This is a genomic window from Pseudomonas corni, from assembly GCF_057128765.1.
Genome location: NZ_JBSKHW010000022.1, coordinates 49657 through 65969 on the forward strand (window position 1 = coordinate 49657; position 16313 = coordinate 65969).

The 16313-nt window shown below is 57.2% G+C and carries 13 protein-coding genes and 1 tRNA gene; 10 read left to right on the forward strand and 4 right to left on the reverse strand.

Annotated features, from left to right (window positions below; genetic code table 11):
* Positions 1–33 precede the first annotated feature (33 nt).
* Both folK and folB read right to left on the reverse strand, forming a co-directional pair.
* Positions 34–564, reverse strand: coding sequence for a 2-amino-4-hydroxy-6-hydroxymethyldihydropteridine diphosphokinase (gene folK / locus ACWKV9_RS26015; RefSeq protein WP_483838979.1), 531 nt, complete (start codon positions 562–564; stop codon positions 34–36).
* On the reverse strand, positions 555–908 hold the full coding sequence (folB, locus tag ACWKV9_RS26020; protein ID WP_483838980.1) for a dihydroneopterin aldolase: 354 nt from the start codon (positions 906–908) through the stop codon (positions 555–557). The genes folK and folB overlap by 10 nt, the downstream gene beginning before the upstream one ends.
* A gap of 74 nt (positions 909–982) precedes the next feature.
* On the opposite strand from folB, the gene plsY reads away from it, so the two are divergent.
* Positions 983–1552: a glycerol-3-phosphate 1-O-acyltransferase PlsY gene (plsY, locus tag ACWKV9_RS26025; protein ID WP_483838981.1), complete on the forward strand. Its 570-nt coding sequence runs from the start codon at positions 983–985 to the stop codon at positions 1550–1552.
* A 32-nt stretch (positions 1553–1584) separates the two neighbouring features.
* Here plsY and tsaD read toward each other — a convergent pair whose 3' ends face one another.
* Entirely contained in the window at positions 1585–2610 is a 1026-nt protein-coding gene (gene tsaD / locus ACWKV9_RS26030) for a tRNA (adenosine(37)-N6)-threonylcarbamoyltransferase complex transferase subunit TsaD (protein WP_483838982.1), read from the reverse strand.
* 196 nt (positions 2611–2806) lie between these two features.
* On the opposite strand from tsaD, the gene rpsU reads away from it, so the two are divergent.
* From rpsU to ACWKV9_RS26060, 6 genes are all read left to right on the forward strand, one after another.
* The gene (gene rpsU, locus ACWKV9_RS26035) at positions 2807–3022 is read left to right on the forward strand and encodes a 30S ribosomal protein S21 (RefSeq protein WP_002551877.1); all 216 of its coding nucleotides are present in this window, start codon (positions 2807–2809) and stop codon (positions 3020–3022) included.
* A gap of 247 nt (positions 3023–3269) precedes the next feature.
* Positions 3270–5237 (forward strand): DNA primase, encoded by a 1968-nt coding sequence (dnaG, locus tag ACWKV9_RS26040; protein WP_483838983.1) that lies wholly within the window; start codon positions 3270–3272, stop codon positions 5235–5237.
* 67 nt (positions 5238–5304) lie between these two features.
* Positions 5305–7149, forward strand: a complete 1845-nt coding sequence (gene rpoD, locus ACWKV9_RS26045; protein WP_483838984.1) for an RNA polymerase sigma factor RpoD — start codon at positions 5305–5307, stop codon at positions 7147–7149.
* Positions 7150–7283: 134 nt separating this feature from the next.
* A complete protein-coding gene (locus tag ACWKV9_RS26050) occupies positions 7284–10520 on the forward strand; it encodes a sensor domain-containing protein (RefSeq protein WP_483838985.1) in 3237 nt (1078 codons plus the stop codon).
* A 15-nt stretch (positions 10521–10535) separates the two neighbouring features.
* Positions 10536–10612 (forward strand) — tRNA-Ile (locus ACWKV9_RS26055).
* Between the two features lie 162 nt (positions 10613–10774).
* Positions 10775–11833 (forward strand): FUSC family protein, encoded by a 1059-nt coding sequence (locus ACWKV9_RS26060; RefSeq protein WP_483838986.1) that lies wholly within the window; start codon positions 10775–10777, stop codon positions 11831–11833.
* A 16-nt stretch (positions 11834–11849) separates the two neighbouring features.
* Here ACWKV9_RS26060 and ppk2 read toward each other — a convergent pair whose 3' ends face one another.
* Entirely contained in the window at positions 11850–12773 is a 924-nt protein-coding gene (ppk2, locus tag ACWKV9_RS26065; protein ID WP_483838987.1) for a polyphosphate kinase 2, read from the reverse strand.
* A 339-nt stretch (positions 12774–13112) separates the two neighbouring features.
* Here ppk2 and ACWKV9_RS26070 point away from each other — a divergent pair, with 339 nt between their 5' ends.
* The 3 genes from ACWKV9_RS26070 to ACWKV9_RS26080 all read left to right on the forward strand — a co-directional run bounded on the left by ACWKV9_RS26070 (position 13113) and on the right by ACWKV9_RS26080 (position 16218).
* The gene (locus ACWKV9_RS26070) at positions 13113–13574 is read left to right on the forward strand and encodes an Lrp/AsnC family transcriptional regulator (protein ID WP_483838988.1); all 462 of its coding nucleotides are present in this window, start codon (positions 13113–13115) and stop codon (positions 13572–13574) included.
* 119 nt (positions 13575–13693) lie between these two features.
* Positions 13694–15388 (forward strand): flavin monoamine oxidase family protein, encoded by a 1695-nt coding sequence (locus ACWKV9_RS26075; RefSeq protein ID WP_483838989.1) that lies wholly within the window; start codon positions 13694–13696, stop codon positions 15386–15388.
* A gap of 29 nt (positions 15389–15417) precedes the next feature.
* Entirely contained in the window at positions 15418–16218 is an 801-nt protein-coding gene (locus tag ACWKV9_RS26080) for a carbon-nitrogen hydrolase family protein (RefSeq protein WP_483838990.1), read from the forward strand.
* Positions 16219–16313 lie beyond the last annotated feature (95 nt).

Sequence of the window (16313 nt, forward strand, 5' to 3'; positions counted from 1 at the left end):
GTCAGCAGCAGCGCCTCGCGAACAAGTTCGCTCCTACAGAGCCGTTCCAATCAGTTCTGACGGCGTCAACTGCTCGCCCCGCCATTCGAACCCGACAGGCCATAACTTCTGATCGATCTGCGCGCTTGCCCACAGCTCACTGAAGCTGATTCCTACGCCAGGATGCTCGCGCTCCGGCGCAATCAGCGACAGGGGCCACAACACAAAAGCATTTTTCAAGATTTCGGCACGGGGCAGGATCAAGCCATCGAAATTTCCCACCTGCTCGCCAAACAGCAATACATCGATATCCAGCGGCAGACCCTTGCGATCCGGCGCATAGCGACCGTTATCCGCTTCAATGAATTTCAGGCGTCGATCCAGCTCCATCAACGGCAGATCGGTATACCCCGACACCACCAGATTGATAAATTGCCCACTTTTGATGCCAACCGGGTGGCTTTCGAAAACCGGTGAACAGGTCAGTTCGGTCAAAAATCCGCTCAACGCTTCGAGCCCGGCGCACAGGTGCTTTTCGCGCTCAATGTTGCTGCCCAGACCTAAGTAAACCCGTGTCAGCGACATCCGCGCTCGATCTCCACGCCCACGCCTTTGGCCGCGGCAACGGCTCCGGGCTTGGACAATTTGAGGTGCAGCCAGGGGATATTGAATTCGCTCATCAATACCTCAGCCAAACGCTCAGCGAAGGTCTCGACCAATTGAAATTGAGAGACCTCAGCAAAGGCCTGAATACGTGCCGAGACGCTGGCGTAGTCAAGTGCCTTGCTCAGGTCATCGCCCGCAGCGGCAGGTCGGTTATCCCAGGCAAAGCTGAGGTCCAGACGCAAGCATTGGCGAATGCCACGCTCCCAGTCATAGGCGCCGATCACCGTATCGACCTCAAGACCCTCAATGAACACTCTGTCCAAGCCTTACTCTCCGCTGCACGACAAGGGCGCGTTGCGCCGTTAGAATCAGGGCTTCCTCGCCCGGAATGGTTACCATGTTTTGGTTACTGGCGATCCTCGCCTACCTGCTCGGCTCGCTGTCCTTTGCCATCCTGCTCAGCCGCCTCACTGGCAGCCCGGACCCGCGTGACAGCGGCTCAGGCAATGCCGGAGCCACTAACATGCTGCGCCTGGCAGGCAAAAAACTGGCCGTGCTCACTCTCATCGGCGACCTGTGCAAAGGACTGATTCCCGTACTGATCGCAGGGTGGATCGGCCTCAGCCCGCAACGGCAAGCCTGGATTGGGCTGTGCGCAGTGATCGGGCATTTGTTTCCGCTGTACTTCCGTTTCCGTGGTGGCAAAGGCGTCGCAACCGCTGCTGGCGTCTTGCTGGGCCTGTACCTGCCTGCTGCCTTACTCGCTATCGCGGCGTGGCTGCTGACATTTTACCTGACTCGAACCAGCTCGCTTGCGGCGTTGATTGCAACACCGCTGACATTGCCGCTACTGGCCTGGCAAGAGCCGCGAGCGCTGGTGCCGATGACCTTGCTGACGCTGCTGATCGTCTGGCGCCATCGAGGCAATCTACGCGACCTGTTTGCCGGGCGCGAACGGCATTTCTGAATCCGGGCAGCGAGCGCAATTGATCTCGACGTTCAGAGACTGTGCAGCTGCTCCATCGGCCAGCGGGCCTGAACGCTGATGCTCAAGTCCTCTCGCTGACCAGCCTGTAAACGTTGGCAGCCCGCGAAGGCGATCATTGCACCGTTGTCGGTGCAAAACTCAGGTCGGGCATAGTAAACATTGCCATTCATTGCGCCGAGCATTTGCTCCAGCGAGGTGCGTAACGCCTTGTTCGCGCTCACGCCGCCGGCGATCACCAGTCGCTTCAAACCGGTCTGCTTCAACGCGCGTTTGCACTTGATGGTCAAAGTGTCCACCACGGCCTGCTGGAAGGCCAGCGAGATGTCGCAACGGGTTTGCTCGCCGTCGTCTCCAGCGCTCTGACATTGCTGCCACGTCATGAGGGCAGAAGTTTTCAAGCCGCTAAAACTGAAATCCAGCCCGGGCCGATCGGTCATCGGCCGCGGGAACAGGAATCGCCCAGCTATCCCCTTCATCGCCATGCGAGAAATTTCCGGGCCGCCCGGATAGTGCATACCCATCATCTTGGCGGTCTTGTCGAAAGCCTCGCCTGCTGCATCATCCAGCGTCTCGCCCAATAGCTCGTACTGACCGATGCCATCGACGCGAACGAGCTGCGTATGACCGCCTGAAACCAACAAAGCGACGAACGGAAATTCTGGGGGATGTTCTTCCAGCATTGGAGCCAGCAAATGGCCCTCCATGTGGTGCACACCCAGCGCCGGAATATCCCAGGCAAACGCGAGCGCTTGAGCGCAGGACGCGCCCACCAGCAAGGCTCCGACAAGCCCTGGCCCTGCCGTGAAGGCAATACCATCGATCTCGGTAACCGCGCAGTCGGCCTCGGCCAATACCTGCCGAATCAGCGGCAGCATGCGCTTGACGTGATCGCGTGACGCCAACTCTGGCACCACGCCGCCAAACACCCGGTGTTGATCAATCTGACTGAACAATGCATCGGCGAGAAGCCCGCGCTCGCTGTCGTACAGCGCTACGCCGGTCTCATCACAGGAAGTTTCCAATCCCAGTACTAACATGGAGTACGCCTTGTTGGGGCTTGATTCGAAGGCGCGCATAATAGTCGCCGCTCATGCCCCCGACCAGCGGTTTTCGATCAGAGGCTTTGCATTCCTCGCGATGAGGGGTTAACATCCGCAACCCTTAAAAACCGACGTACTTAGTGCAGTGTTTGCACCGAGCGTTGACCCCGGTAATGAATGAAGGTAGCTCTGGATGCCAGCCGTCAAAGTTAAAGAGAACGAACCCTTCGACGTAGCTCTGCGTCGTTTCAAGCGCTCCTGCGAAAAAGCCGGTGTTCTGGCTGAAGTTCGTAGCCGCGAATTTTACGAGAAGCCGACTTCGGAGCGTAAGCGTAAAGCAGCAGCTGCTGTTAAGCGTCACGCGAAGAAAGTTCAGCGCGAACAGCGCCGCGCCGTTCGTCTGTACTAATACAGACGTCTGTCGCAAGCTTCTGCCTTGCCCGGCCTCAAAGCCGGGCTGTCGGCAGTTGCAGATTTAGCCTCACGCATCACTGACAGGGGCTGTTAAGGCCGCAGATGCGACTTCGACAACACTCGTCAAACCCGTCTAGCCTGATTCAGGCCGCGCTGACCACGTCTACACTGCCCAAGCAACCGTAGTTACGCTTTGGATTCGCCAGGATTTCTTTGGCGAGGCGCCTGATGATGAGAACGCCATGGCCGGACTGATCCCTCAAGGTTTTATTGACGACTTACTGAATCGCACCGACATCGTCGATGTTGTCAGTTCCCGCGTTCAATTGAAGAAAACCGGCAAGAACTTCAGCGCCTGCTGTCCGTTCCACAAAGAAAAAACTCCATCTTTCAGCGTCAGCCCCGACAAGCAGTTCTACTATTGCTTCGGATGTGGCGCAGGCGGTAACGCGCTTGGCTTCATCATGGACCACGACAACCTGGATTTCCCCCAGGCAGTCGAGGACCTGGCCAAAGCTGCCGGGATGGAGGTACCACGCGAACAGAGCGTCAAAGGTCAAAAACCACGACAACCAACTGATTCGCCGCTGTATCCGTTGCTCACAGCGGCGGCTGATTATTATCGCGCGGCGCTCAAAAGCCACCCGACGCGCAAGTCGGCTGTGGATTACTTAAAGGGCCGCGGCCTTTCAGGTGAGATAGCGCGAGATTTCGGCCTCGGATTTGCCCCGCCTGGCTGGGACAATCTGCACAAACACCTAAGCAGCGACACGCTTCAGCAGAAAGCAATGATTGACGCTGGCTTGCTGATTGAAAACGCCGAAACCGGCAAGCGCTACGACAGGTTTCGTGACCGCGTGATGTTTCCTATCCGCGACAGCCGTGGCCGTGTCATCGCGTTCGGTGGTCGGGTTTTAGGTGACGATAAGCCAAAATACCTGAACTCTCCGGAGACTCCGGTGTTCCATAAGGGGCAGGAGCTATACGGCCTGTTCGAAGCTAGAAAATTTAACCGCAGTCTCGATGAGATAATTGTCGTCGAAGGCTATATGGATGTCATTGCACTGGCCCAACAAGGCTTGCGCAATGCGGTTGCAACGCTGGGTACCGCTACCAGCGAAGATCATTTGAAAAAGCTGTTCCGGGTCGTACCCAATGTGCTGTTTTGCTTCGATGGCGATCAAGCTGGCCGTAATGCCGCATGGCGCGCGCTGGAAGCAGCACTTTCGAGCCTGCAGGATGGCCGTAGAGCACGCTTCCTGTTTCTCCCCGAAGGCGAAGATCCGGATACGCTGGTGCGATCAGAAGGCACTGATGCGTTCAAAGCGAGGATCGCCCAGCATGCTCAACCGCTGGCCGACTACTTCTTCGAGCAACTGACTAAAGAAGCCGACCCCCGCTCGCTTGAGGGTAAGGCCCACATGGCGACATTGGCAGCTCCACTGATTGAAAAGGTCCCCGGGGCCAACCTGCGCGCATTAATGCGCCAGCGACTGAGCGAAATCACTGGGCTTAACCCGGCAGCAATGAGCCAACTGGTTCAGAACGCGCCGCAGGAAGCCCAACCCGGCTACGATCCGGGAATAGATTACGACGCAGTCCCTGATTACAGCGACTTTCAGCCGCATGATGCGTACGAAGCTCAGACCGAATGGACACCGACCAAAGCCGGTGGCCAGCAGAAGAAATGGGAAAAAAAACCGTGGGACGGCAAAAAGTGGGACAAAAACGGCAAACGGCCTGACTTTGAACCACGCGCCCCGCGTACACCGGCATCGGTTGAACCGCCTACGCTGACAGCGCTCAGGACCTTGCTGCATCATCCTGAGCTGTCGGGGAAGGTCGAGAACGCCAGCCACTTTGCCGCCGAAGACAACGTTTATTCGCAGTTATTGGTGGCATTGCTTGAAGCGCTCCAGAAAAACCCGAAGCTGCGATCATTGCAACTGATCGCAAGGTGGCACGGGACCGATCAAGGACGATTGTTACGACAACTGGCGGAAAAGGAATGGCTTATATCGGCCGACAACCTTGAACAACAGTTTTTCGACACTATAACTAGCTTGTCCGCCCGCCAACGCGAGCGAAGCCTGGATCAATTGATCAGGAAGGAACGGCAGACCGGGTTGTCCGCTGAGGAAAAAGTTCAGCTACTCAATCTGTTAAATCGCAAAGTTCCTGCACAAACCCCGACCTCAACTGGCGCGTGAGGTCCTAGCTCGGGTATAATCCCCGGCTTGTTTTTTGCCCGCCAAGACCTTCAGTGGATAGGGTGTTATGTCCGGAAAAGCGCAACAGCAGTCTCGCCTCAAAGAGTTGATCAGCCGTGGTCGTGAGCAGGGTTACCTGACTTACGCGGAGGTCAACGACCACCTGCCGGAGGATATTTCAGATCCGGAACAGGTGGAAGACATCATCCGCATGATTAACGACATGGGGATCAACGTATTCGAGAGTGCCCCGGATGCGGACGCCCTTTTGTTGGCCGAAGCTGATACCGATGAGGCCGCTGCGGAAGAAGCAGCTGCAGCATTGGCAGCAGTCGAGACCGACATTGGTCGCACAACTGACCCGGTGCGCATGTATATGCGTGAAATGGGTACGGTTGAGCTTTTGACACGGGAAGGCGAAATTGAAATCGCCAAACGTATCGAAGAAGGCATCCGTGAAGTAATGGGCGCAATTGCTCACTTCCCCGGCACCGTCGATCACATTCTCTCCGAGTACACTCGCGTTACCACCGAAGGTGGGCGCCTGTCCGACGTTTTGAGCGGCTATATCGACCCGGACGATGGCATTGCGCCGCCGGCCGAAGTGCCTCCGCCAGTCGACCCCAAGGCCGAAAAGGTCGAAGGGGCTGATGACGAGGAAGAAGAGTCGGACACCGACGACGAGGAAGAGACCGAAAGCGGTCCCGATCCGGTCATCGCTGCCCAGCGCTTCGGCGCCGTTGCCGATCAGATGGCAATTGCAGTCAAGGCCCTGAAAAAACACGGTCGCGGTAGCAAACAAGCTACTGCCGAACTCTTGGCTCTCGCCGAGTTGTTCATGCCGATCAAACTGGTTCCTAAACAGTTTGAAGGCCTGGTTGAACGTGTTCGCGGTGCTCTGGAACGTCTGCGTGCTCAAGAGCGCGCGATCATGCAGCTGTGCGTTCGTGACGCTCGCATGCCTCGTGCTGACTTCCTGCGCCAGTTCCCGGGCAACGAAGTTGACCAGAGCTGGACTGACGCACTGGCCAAAGGCAAAAGCAAATACGCTGAAGCCATTGGTCGTTTGCAGGTAGATATCCAGCGCTGCCAGCAAAAGCTGACCACGCTACAGGAAGAAACCGGTCTGACGATCGCAGAGATCAAAGACATCAACCGTCGCATGTCGATCGGCGAGGCAAAGGCCCGCCGCGCGAAGAAAGAGATGGTTGAAGCGAACCTGCGTCTGGTTATTTCCATCGCCAAGAAGTACACGAACCGTGGCCTGCAATTCCTTGATCTGATCCAGGAAGGCAACATCGGTTTGATGAAAGCGGTGGACAAGTTCGAGTATCGTCGTGGTTACAAGTTCTCGACTTATGCCACTTGGTGGATCCGTCAGGCGATCACTCGCTCGATTGCCGACCAGGCTCGTACCATTCGTATTCCGGTACACATGATCGAGACGATCAACAAGCTCAACCGCATTTCTCGCCAGATGCTGCAGGAAATGGGTCGTGAACCGACACCGGAAGAGCTGGGTGAACGCATGGAGATGCCTGAGGACAAAATCCGCAAGGTGTTGAAGATCGCTAAAGAGCCGATCTCCATGGAAACCCCGATCGGTGACGACGAAGATTCGCACTTGGGAGACTTCATTGAAGACTCCACCATGCAGTCGCCGATTGATGTCGCCACGGTCGAAAGCTTGAAAGAAGCAACGCGTGAAGTCCTCTCGGGCCTCACCGCTCGGGAAGCCAAGGTTCTGCGTATGCGCTTCGGTATTGATATGAATACCGATCACACGCTGGAAGAGGTAGGCAAACAGTTTGACGTAACGCGTGAGCGTATTCGTCAAATCGAAGCCAAGGCTCTGCGCAAGCTTCGTCACCCGACGAGAAGCGAGCATTTGCGTTCGTTCCTCGACGAGTAAGCGACACGCTGAAAACAAAACCCCCGGCCCTGCTGGGGGTTTTGCGTTTTAAAGAATAAATCTTCGGCACAGTGCCACTGTTCTACAGCCCGACTACACTCGAAGCATTCTTAGCACTGAACGTTGGGGCTGCCATGTTTCGGATACCGGCAGTAGTTTTCCTTTGCTTGATGGGGTCGACAGCCGTCGACGCTCGGATTCTTTCCGAAACGGAAATCGCCGAGCCAGGTGTTCATGAAGAACATGCGTATCGCTTGGATGCTGCCCTGCCCGTTATTGAGCAGAGAAACGTCCTGCGACAAGACCTGTTAGCGGTGTCTGATGGCGCGCCAGAAACAACCCGAACCTCTGAGCTGACGGACACGACTGATCAAGAGCGGTGGCAATCGGCTAAGACTCTGGATAGCCTTAACTTTTGGCGAGATTTTTTGCTCTACGGTTTGCCTGGCCTTTTGCTGCTCTGCACGATATTGATCGTCGTCGTACGTATCAATCGCCGGTTAAGCTCTGAAATTTCTCGCCGTGTGGCGCTCGAACAGCAACTGCGCAGTAGCGAATACCACTATCGCGGCATGATCGAAAGCCTCTCGGCCATCGCGTGGGAGGCCAACATCAATGATTACTCCTACAACTACGTCTCTCCCCACGCGGAAAACCTGCTCGGCTATCCACTTGAGCAATGGCTTCGCGCCGGCTTCTGGCACAGCATCGTTCACCCGCAGGACATCGAGAGAGCCCAAGCCTTTTGCGATCAGGAGTCTGCCCTCGGCCACGATCACAGCCTCGATTACCGCGTCATCCGTGCTGATGGCAGAACGTTATGGGTGCGGGACATTGTTAGCCTGATCGGCTATGGACGCGAACCTGTCATGCGCGGTCTTATGATCGATATCAGCGAAACGAAACTCACGGAAGATGCCCTGCGGCTTTCGGAAGGCAAATTCGCCTCGGTCTTTGCGCAATGCCCGGACATCCTGGTAATCGCCAGGCTCTCCGACGGATGCTTTCTCGAAGCCAACCAGGCGTTCGTAGAACAGATTGGGCTTAGCGCTGCGGACGTGATGGGCAAGACGCCGTCTGACCTCAACATCTGGGGCATCCCGGACATCGGCCCGAGCCTCCTTCAACGCCTGCAAAAAGGCAGTATTCGAAACCTTGAAATGCCATTCCGGCGCATTGACGGGCGACTATTTACCGGTCTGCTATCCGCCGAACCGTTTGATCTGGACTCAACACCTGCAGTCGTCGTTGTCGTTCGTGACATCACGCCCCTCAAGGAAGCTCAACAGCAATTGCAGCTGTCGGAAGAGAAGTTCGCCAAGGCTTTCCACTCCTCGCCCGACGGCCTGGTGATCTCGCGGCAAAGCGATGGCCTGCTAGTTGAGGTCAATGACGGTTTCAACCGCATTACCGGTTATCCAAGTTCCATGTCACTCGATCACACAGCGCTCGACCTAGGAATTTGGGTGGATCTGAATGAGCGCCAGCAATTGATAGAACAACTTGGCCGGGACGGTTTCGTCCGCGACTTCACAAGCCACATTCGTCGTAAGGATGGTCAGGTCAGGCTGTGTGAAATCTCATCGCGGCCACTACCCATCGGCGGTGAAGACTGCATGCTGACCATTGCCCGCGACATCACCGAACGCCATCAGATGCAGGAAAAATTGCAGCTTGCCGCAACAGTATTCGAGAGCACGGCCGAAGGCGTTTTGATTACCGACACCCGCCAACGGATCAATGCAGTCAACCGCGCATTTAGCGAAATCACCGGCTACAGCGAGCACGAAGCGATTGGTGAAACCCCACGACTGCTGGCATCGGGTCAGCACGACAGCGCGTTTTACGCAGCCATGTGGTACCAGTTGACGGCCGAGGGGCACTGGCAGGGTGAGATAAGCAACCGTCGAAAGAACGGAGAGGTCTACCCCTGCTGGCTGACGATCAGCGCTGTACGAAATCGCGACAAATTCATTACTCACTTCGTTGCAGTATTCGCCGATATCTCCAGCCTCAAACAGGCTCAGGCGCGTCTGGACTACCAGGCTCATCACGATCCATTGACCGGCCTACCCAACCGCACGCTGTTCGAAAGCCGCCTTCAAGCGGCGCTGCTGCACAGCCAGCATGGCAACAGCCTTGGCGCCGTTCTGTTTCTGGACCTGGACCGCTTCAAACACATCAACGACAGCCTCGGACATCCGGTGGGCGATCTGCTGCTGAAGGGCATCGCGCTGCGCCTGAAAGAAAACCTGCGCGACATTGACACCGTTGCCAGGCTTGGGGGTGACGAATTCATCATTTTGCTGCCAGGCCTGCAAAATGCGGGCGATGCCGAAGCCATTGCCACCAAGCTGCTGAACAGCTTCAGCGCCCCTTTCCAGGCGGGTGAGCACGAGTTTTTCATCAGCGCCAGTATTGGTAGCGCGCTGTTTCCTACGGATGGGCTGGATGTTGCGACAGTCATCAAGAACGCTGATGCCGCGATGTACCGCTCAAAGGCCAAGGGCCGTAACCGCGTCGAGAGCTACACGCGCGATTTGACCGCGCAAGCGAGCGAGCGGATTGCCCTGGAGCATGAGCTGCGCCGCGCCATCGAGCGTAACGAATTCACCCTCTCCTACCAACCCAAATTCAGCTTGCTGACGCAACGGCTGGTCGGCGCTGAAGCATTGATTCGCTGGCACCATCCAACCTTTGGCGATGTGCCGCCGGAGCGTTTCATCTCCCTGGCGGAAGAGAACGGGATGATCCTGCAGATCGGCGAATGGGTGCTGGAAAATGCCTGCCGTCAGTTAAGCGAGTGGAACCAAAGCTACGATGTGTTCGGCCCGCTGTCGGTGAACCTCGCCGGGGCGCAGTTGCGTCAGCCCAACCTGGTCAATCGCATCGAACAGCTGTTGATTGAATACCGCCTGCAACCTGGCTGCCTGCAATTGGAGATCACTGAAAACTTCATCATGAGCCAGACTGAAGAAGCCCTCTCAGTCCTGCACAAACTAAAAAAACTGGGCGTACAGCTCGCAATCGACGATTTCGGGACAGGCTATTCTTCCCTCAGCTATCTGAAGAAGCTGCCGTTGGACATCCTGAAAATCGATCAATCCTTCGTTCGTGGCCTCCCCGACGATCCCCACGACGCCGCCATCGTCCGCGCCATTATTGCTCTGGGTCGCAGCATGCAACTTACGGTCATCGCCGAAGGCGTGGAAACACTCGAACAGCAGCAATTTCTTGCCGACGAAGGCTGCGAACAGATTCAGGGCTACATCGTCAGCCTCCCGCTGCGACCCGAGGAATTCTGCGCGACGTTTCTTCGTATAACAGTTTCAGACTTTTCGGATAGCACAGCACGTAAACCGTCGTTATAATCCGCCGCCTACTGAGGGCCTATAGCTCAGTTGGTTAGAGCAGGGGACTCATAATCCCTTGGTCCACGGTTCGAGTCCGTGTGGGCCCACCATACTCAAAGCCGCGCATTGCGCGGCTTTCGCGTATTTGGAAACTGAAGTTTCCCTCGCAGCAAATACCCAGCATCCATTGGCACCATCTCGAACAGTAGGCATAGTTCCCATCGTTCCCACGCAAACTGGAAACATTCGTCGTTCTGATGGTCTCTTACCCCATGAAAACCTCCCGCACGTTTCCTCCGCTATTGCTGCTACGCCGCGTCCTGCGTCCGTTGCTGGACCCTTATCGCCGCTACCGCCACGCGCGTTATATCCATGCCGGGCGTATCGTCATCGGGTTGCTGGCGACGATTCTGCTGACGACGGGGATTCATTTGCCCCATGGCGAGTGGGCCTCGGTGACGATGTTGATCGTTATCGGCGGTTTGCAGCATCACGGCAATATCGGCAAGAAGTCGGTTGAGCGAGCGTACGGTACGCTGATCGGCGCGGCGCTAGGGCTGGCGGTGGTGACGCAGCAGACGTACCTGGGCATGCCCCTGTTGACGTATCTGCTGATGTCGTTGATTTGCGGATTCTTCGCCTATCACGCGATTGGCAAGGGTGGGTACACGGCCCTGCTGTCGGCGATCACTCTGTTCATTGTCGCAGGGCATGGCGATAACCCTGTGACCGACGGCCTGTGGCGTACGGTGGACATCCTGATCGGGATCGCCTTGGCGCTGGCGTTTTCCTTCGCTCTGCCGCTCTATGCGGTCTATTCGTGGCGTTACAACCTGGCGAGCGGTCTGCGCGATTGCGCCAAGGTTTACGAGCGGATCAACCGAGGCCAGTCCATTACGGCGGATGAGCATCTGAAGCTGACGGGAAAACTCAACGCGACCATGTTGCAATTGCGCTCGCTACTGCCGTCGGTTTCTAAAGAAGTGAAGATCCCCATCGTCGAACTGGAAGCGATTCAGGGGCATTTTCGGATGTGCCTGAGCACGCTGGAGATCCTGTCGAACATTCGTCCGGCAGATATGGCGCAGGCCGCGCTGACGGTGGAGCAGCGCAAAATTCGCCGCCAGTTCATCGGGATGGCCCGGGCGTTGCGTAACGGCGTGACGGATAGACTTGAACGCAAGCCTGAAGCATCGGAAATCAGCTCGGAAACTGAACTCGCCATCCCTGGCGAACTGATCGGTTATCGCTTGCTGACCTTGCAACTGGGCAAGAATCTCGACGGCCTGCAACAACGCCTGGCCAAGACCGCGCGACGGTGGAAAATCTGAAGCTACACGCGACCGATCAGTAGATCGATGGCACCACCATGTCTCGCGGCACCGGAGCTCTCAGGTAATTGGCGTTGTACTCACGGGCCGGCAAATCAATTTGCGCGGACTCGGTTTCACCACGCGGGATCTGCTCCAGCAGGTGATGAATACAATTGAGCCGTGCGCGTTTTTTGTCGTCTGCTTCGACGATCCACCAAGGTGCGACGTCGGTGTGGGAGCGCGTCAGCATTTCCTCTTTGGCGCGCGTGTAATCTTCCCAACGACGGCGGGATTCCAGATCCATCGGCGACAGTTTCCACTGCTTGAGCGGGTCGTGGATGCGCATCAGGAAACGGCGATACTGTTCGTCGTCGGTGATTGAAAACCAGTATTTGATCAGGATGATGCCCGAGCGCACGAGCATCTTTTCGAACTCGGGCACGGTGCGGAAAAACTCCTCGTATTCGTCGTTATCGCAGAAGCCCATCACCCGCTCGACGCCGGCGCGGTTGTACCAACTACGATCGAACAGCACCATTTCCCCCGCTGCTGGCAAATGCGAAACGTAGCGCTGGAAGTACCATTGCGTGCGCTCACGCTCGCTGGGCGCGGTCAGTGCCGCGACACGAACAACCCTCGGGTTGAGCCGTTGCGTGATGCGTTTGATCGCCCCGCCCTTACCCGCCGCATCGCGCCCTTCGAACAGCACGACAACTTTGAGTTTTTGGCTGACAACCCAGTCCTGCAACTTGACCAGCTCACCCTGCAACCGCAGCAGCTCACGAAAGTACACGCGCCGATCAATGCCCTTTGGCACCTCTTCCCCCAGATCGGACAACAGCGCATCCAGGCGCGCATCGTCGTATTCCATCTCCAGCTCTTCGTCGAAGCTGTCGAGGATATCGGCGTGCATATAGCGGGCGGTTTCGGATAGATCCAGTTGCTGGCTATCGGTCATGGCTGGGCTCCGGGCGACGAATCAGATGGACTGGAAGCGGATTTAGACATGCCGAGAGTGACAGCTGAATGACAAAGGGATGACAGCGAGGAAAATTCCTACAGAAGAAGGCGCTGATATCTGTTGGAGCCGAGCTTGCTCGCGAAGCTGAGACCTCGGCTTTATCTGACACACCGCGCTGTCGGCTTCGCGGGCAAGCCTCGCTCCAACGGGCACACCAAATGCGCGGCAAGCCTCGATCCAGCAAGTGCCTGAGTCTGCATGAAGGGTGTGGTTTGACCTCGGCACCGATGCCACCCAACAGGTAACATTCCCCCAACTGCCACCGGAGACACACTCTTGCCCGACACCCGACCTCCCGCCCTCGACGAAATAGACCGTCAATTGATCGCTGCCTTGCAAGTCAATGCGCGCGAACCGGTAGCCATGCTGGCTCGACAGCTGGGCATCGCACGAACCACGGTCACGTCACGCCTCGCTCGCTTGGAAAAAGCCAAAATCATTACGGGTTATGGTGTGCGCTTGAGTCAACGTGTGATCGACGGTGGACTGCAGGCTTACGTCGGGATCACAGTGCAGCCGCGTTCAGGTAAGGAGGTACTGCGACGTCTTGCGCTCCTGCCGCAGGTCCAGCAGCTTTGCGCCGTGAGTGGCGAATTTGATTACGTCGCGTGGCTGCGCACCGATTCGCCGGAGCAGTTGGACCAATTGCTGGATTTGATCGGCAGTGTGGATGGCGTAGAAAAGACCACCACATCGATTATTTTGAGCAGCAAGATAGACCGCGGTCAGCCGTTATGATGCGCCATCTCGTCATATCGCCAAATATCTCTACTAAACGACGACACTCTGCGTCTTATTAACGTCTCAACTGTTATCTAGACTTGTCACCTTTCGCGCCCAGTCGAACAAGGTCAGTCATGAAGAACAATCGCCACCCCGCCGACGGAAAGAAACCGATCACCATCTTCGGGCCGGACTTCCCATTCGCCTTCGACGACTGGATTGAACACCCGGCCGGCCTGGGCAGCATCCCCGTCGAAAACCATGGCGCCGAGGTAGCGATTGTCGGCGCAGGTATCGCGGGACTGGTGGCCGCTTATGAGTTGATGAAGCTGGGCCTCAAACCGGTCGTTTACGAAGCCTCGAAAATGGGCGGCCGCTTGCGCTCGCAGCAATTCGAAGGCGCCGAGGGCATCATTGCCGAACTGGGCGGCATGCGTTTTCCGGTGTCTTCAACCGCGTTCTATCACTATGTCGACAAGCTCGGCCTTGAATCAAAGCCCTTCCCCAACCCGTTGACTGCCGCCTCTGGCAGCACGGTGATCGATCTGGAAGGCACCACACATTACGCACAAAAACTGTCGGACTTGCCTGCGCTGTTTCAGGAAGTGGCTGACGCGTGGGCCGATGCTTTGGAAGCGGGCTCGCAGTTCGCCGACATTCAGCAGGCGATTCGTGATCGCGACGTTCCACGCCTCAAAGAGCTGTGGAATACGCTGGTACCGTTGTGGGACGACCGCACGTTTTATGACTTCGTGGCAACTTCCAAGGCGTTCGCCAAGCTGTCGTTCTATCACCGTGAAGTGTTCGGCCAGGTAGGTTTTGGCACCGGCGGCTGGGACTCGGACTTCCCCAACTCGATGCTCGAAATCTTCCGCGTAGTCATGACCAATTGCGACGATCATCAGCACCTGATCGTCGGCGGCGTCGAACAGGTGCCGCTGGGCATATGGCGTCACGCACCTGAGCGCTGCGCACACTGGCCCGAAGGTACCACGCTGTCTTCGCTGCACCACGGCGCACCGCGCACAGGCGTCAAACGCATCGCCCGCGCGCCCGATGGCAGTTTTGCCGTCACCGACAACTGGGGCGACACCCGGCATTACGCCGCTGTGTTGACCACTTGCCAGAGCTGGTTGTTGACCACGCAGATCGAGTGCGAAGAAACGCTATTCTCGCAAAAAATGTGGATGGCGCTGGACCGTACCCGCTACATGCAATCGTCGAAGACATTTGTGATGGTTGATCGCCCCTTCTGGAAAGACAAAGACCCGGAAACCGGCCGCGACCTGATGAGCATGACCCTCACCGATCGCCTCACCCGGGGCACGTACCTGTTCGACAACGGCACGTATTCCAACGGTGTAGAGAAGCCGGGTGTGATTTGCCTGTCCTACTCATGGATGAGCGACGCGCTGAAGATGCTGCCGCAACCGATCGAAAAGCGCGTGAAGCTCGCCCTCGATGCGCTGAAGAAGATTTACCCGAAGGTCGACATCGCCGCACGAATCATTGGCGACCCGATCACCGTGTCATGGGAAGCGGACCCGCACTTCCTCGGCGCCTTCAAAGGCGCGCTGCCGGGTCACTACCGCTATAACCAGCGCATGTACGCGCACTTCATGCAGAAGGACATGCCTGACGACCAACGCGGCATTTTCATCGCTGGCGACGACGTCTCATGGACACCCGCGTGGGTCGAAGGCGCGGTGCAGACATCGCTGAATGCGGTATGGGGGATCATGACTCACTTCGGTGGCAAGACCCACGCCGACAACCCCGGGCCGGGTGACGTCTTCGACGAAATCGGGCCGATCGTGCTGCCCGAATAAGCCTGCGAATGCTGATGAGGAATCCCACGATGCGCGTTGCTATGTACCAATGCCCGCCGCTGCCGCTGGATGTGGCGGCCAACCTGCAGCGCCTGAAAGTCCAGGCGATTGATGCGGCTGCGCAGGGAGCCGACATGCTGATCTGCCCGGAAATGTTCTTGACCGGTTACAACATCGGCGCGCAGGCAGCGCGGACATTAGCGCAGTTGCGCGATGGCCCGGCCGCTGAAGAGATTGCTGCCATCGCGCAGGCGTCCGGCATCGCCATTTTGTATGGCTATCCCGAGCGCAGCGCTGAAGAGCAGATCTACAACGCCGTGCAGTTAATCGACGCAGACGGCAGAAGTCTCTGCAATTACCGTAAGACCCATCTGTATGGCGACCTGGACAAGTCCATGTTCGCTGTGGCCGACGAGGACTTCCCCATCGTCGATTTCAAAGGCTGGAAGCTGGGGTTTTTGATCTGCTACGACGTGGAGTTTCCCGAGAACACACGACGCCTGGCACTGAACGGCGCGGAGCTGATTCTCGTGCCCACCGCGAACATGGCGCCGTATGACTTCGTCGCCGAGGTCACGGTTCGCGCCCGTGCATTCGAGAACCAGTGCTACGTGGTTTACGCCAATTACTGCGGCAGTGAGGGGGATATTCATTACTGCGGACTGAGCAGCATCTGCGCGCCAGACGGCAAGCAGATTGGCCTGGCCGGGCATGATGAGGCGTTAGTGGTGGCGACGCTGGATCGACAGGTGATGGAGGCATCGCGGGCGATCAATACCTATTTCAATGATCGCCGGCCGGGGTTCTATTCGGGGTTGAGCCAACCCTGAACACCCTTTTCTTTGGTGTGGCCTGTAGGAGCGAACTTGTTCGCGAGGCGGCCGGGCTGACACACCGCAGTGTTCGGCTCGCCAACAAGTTGGCT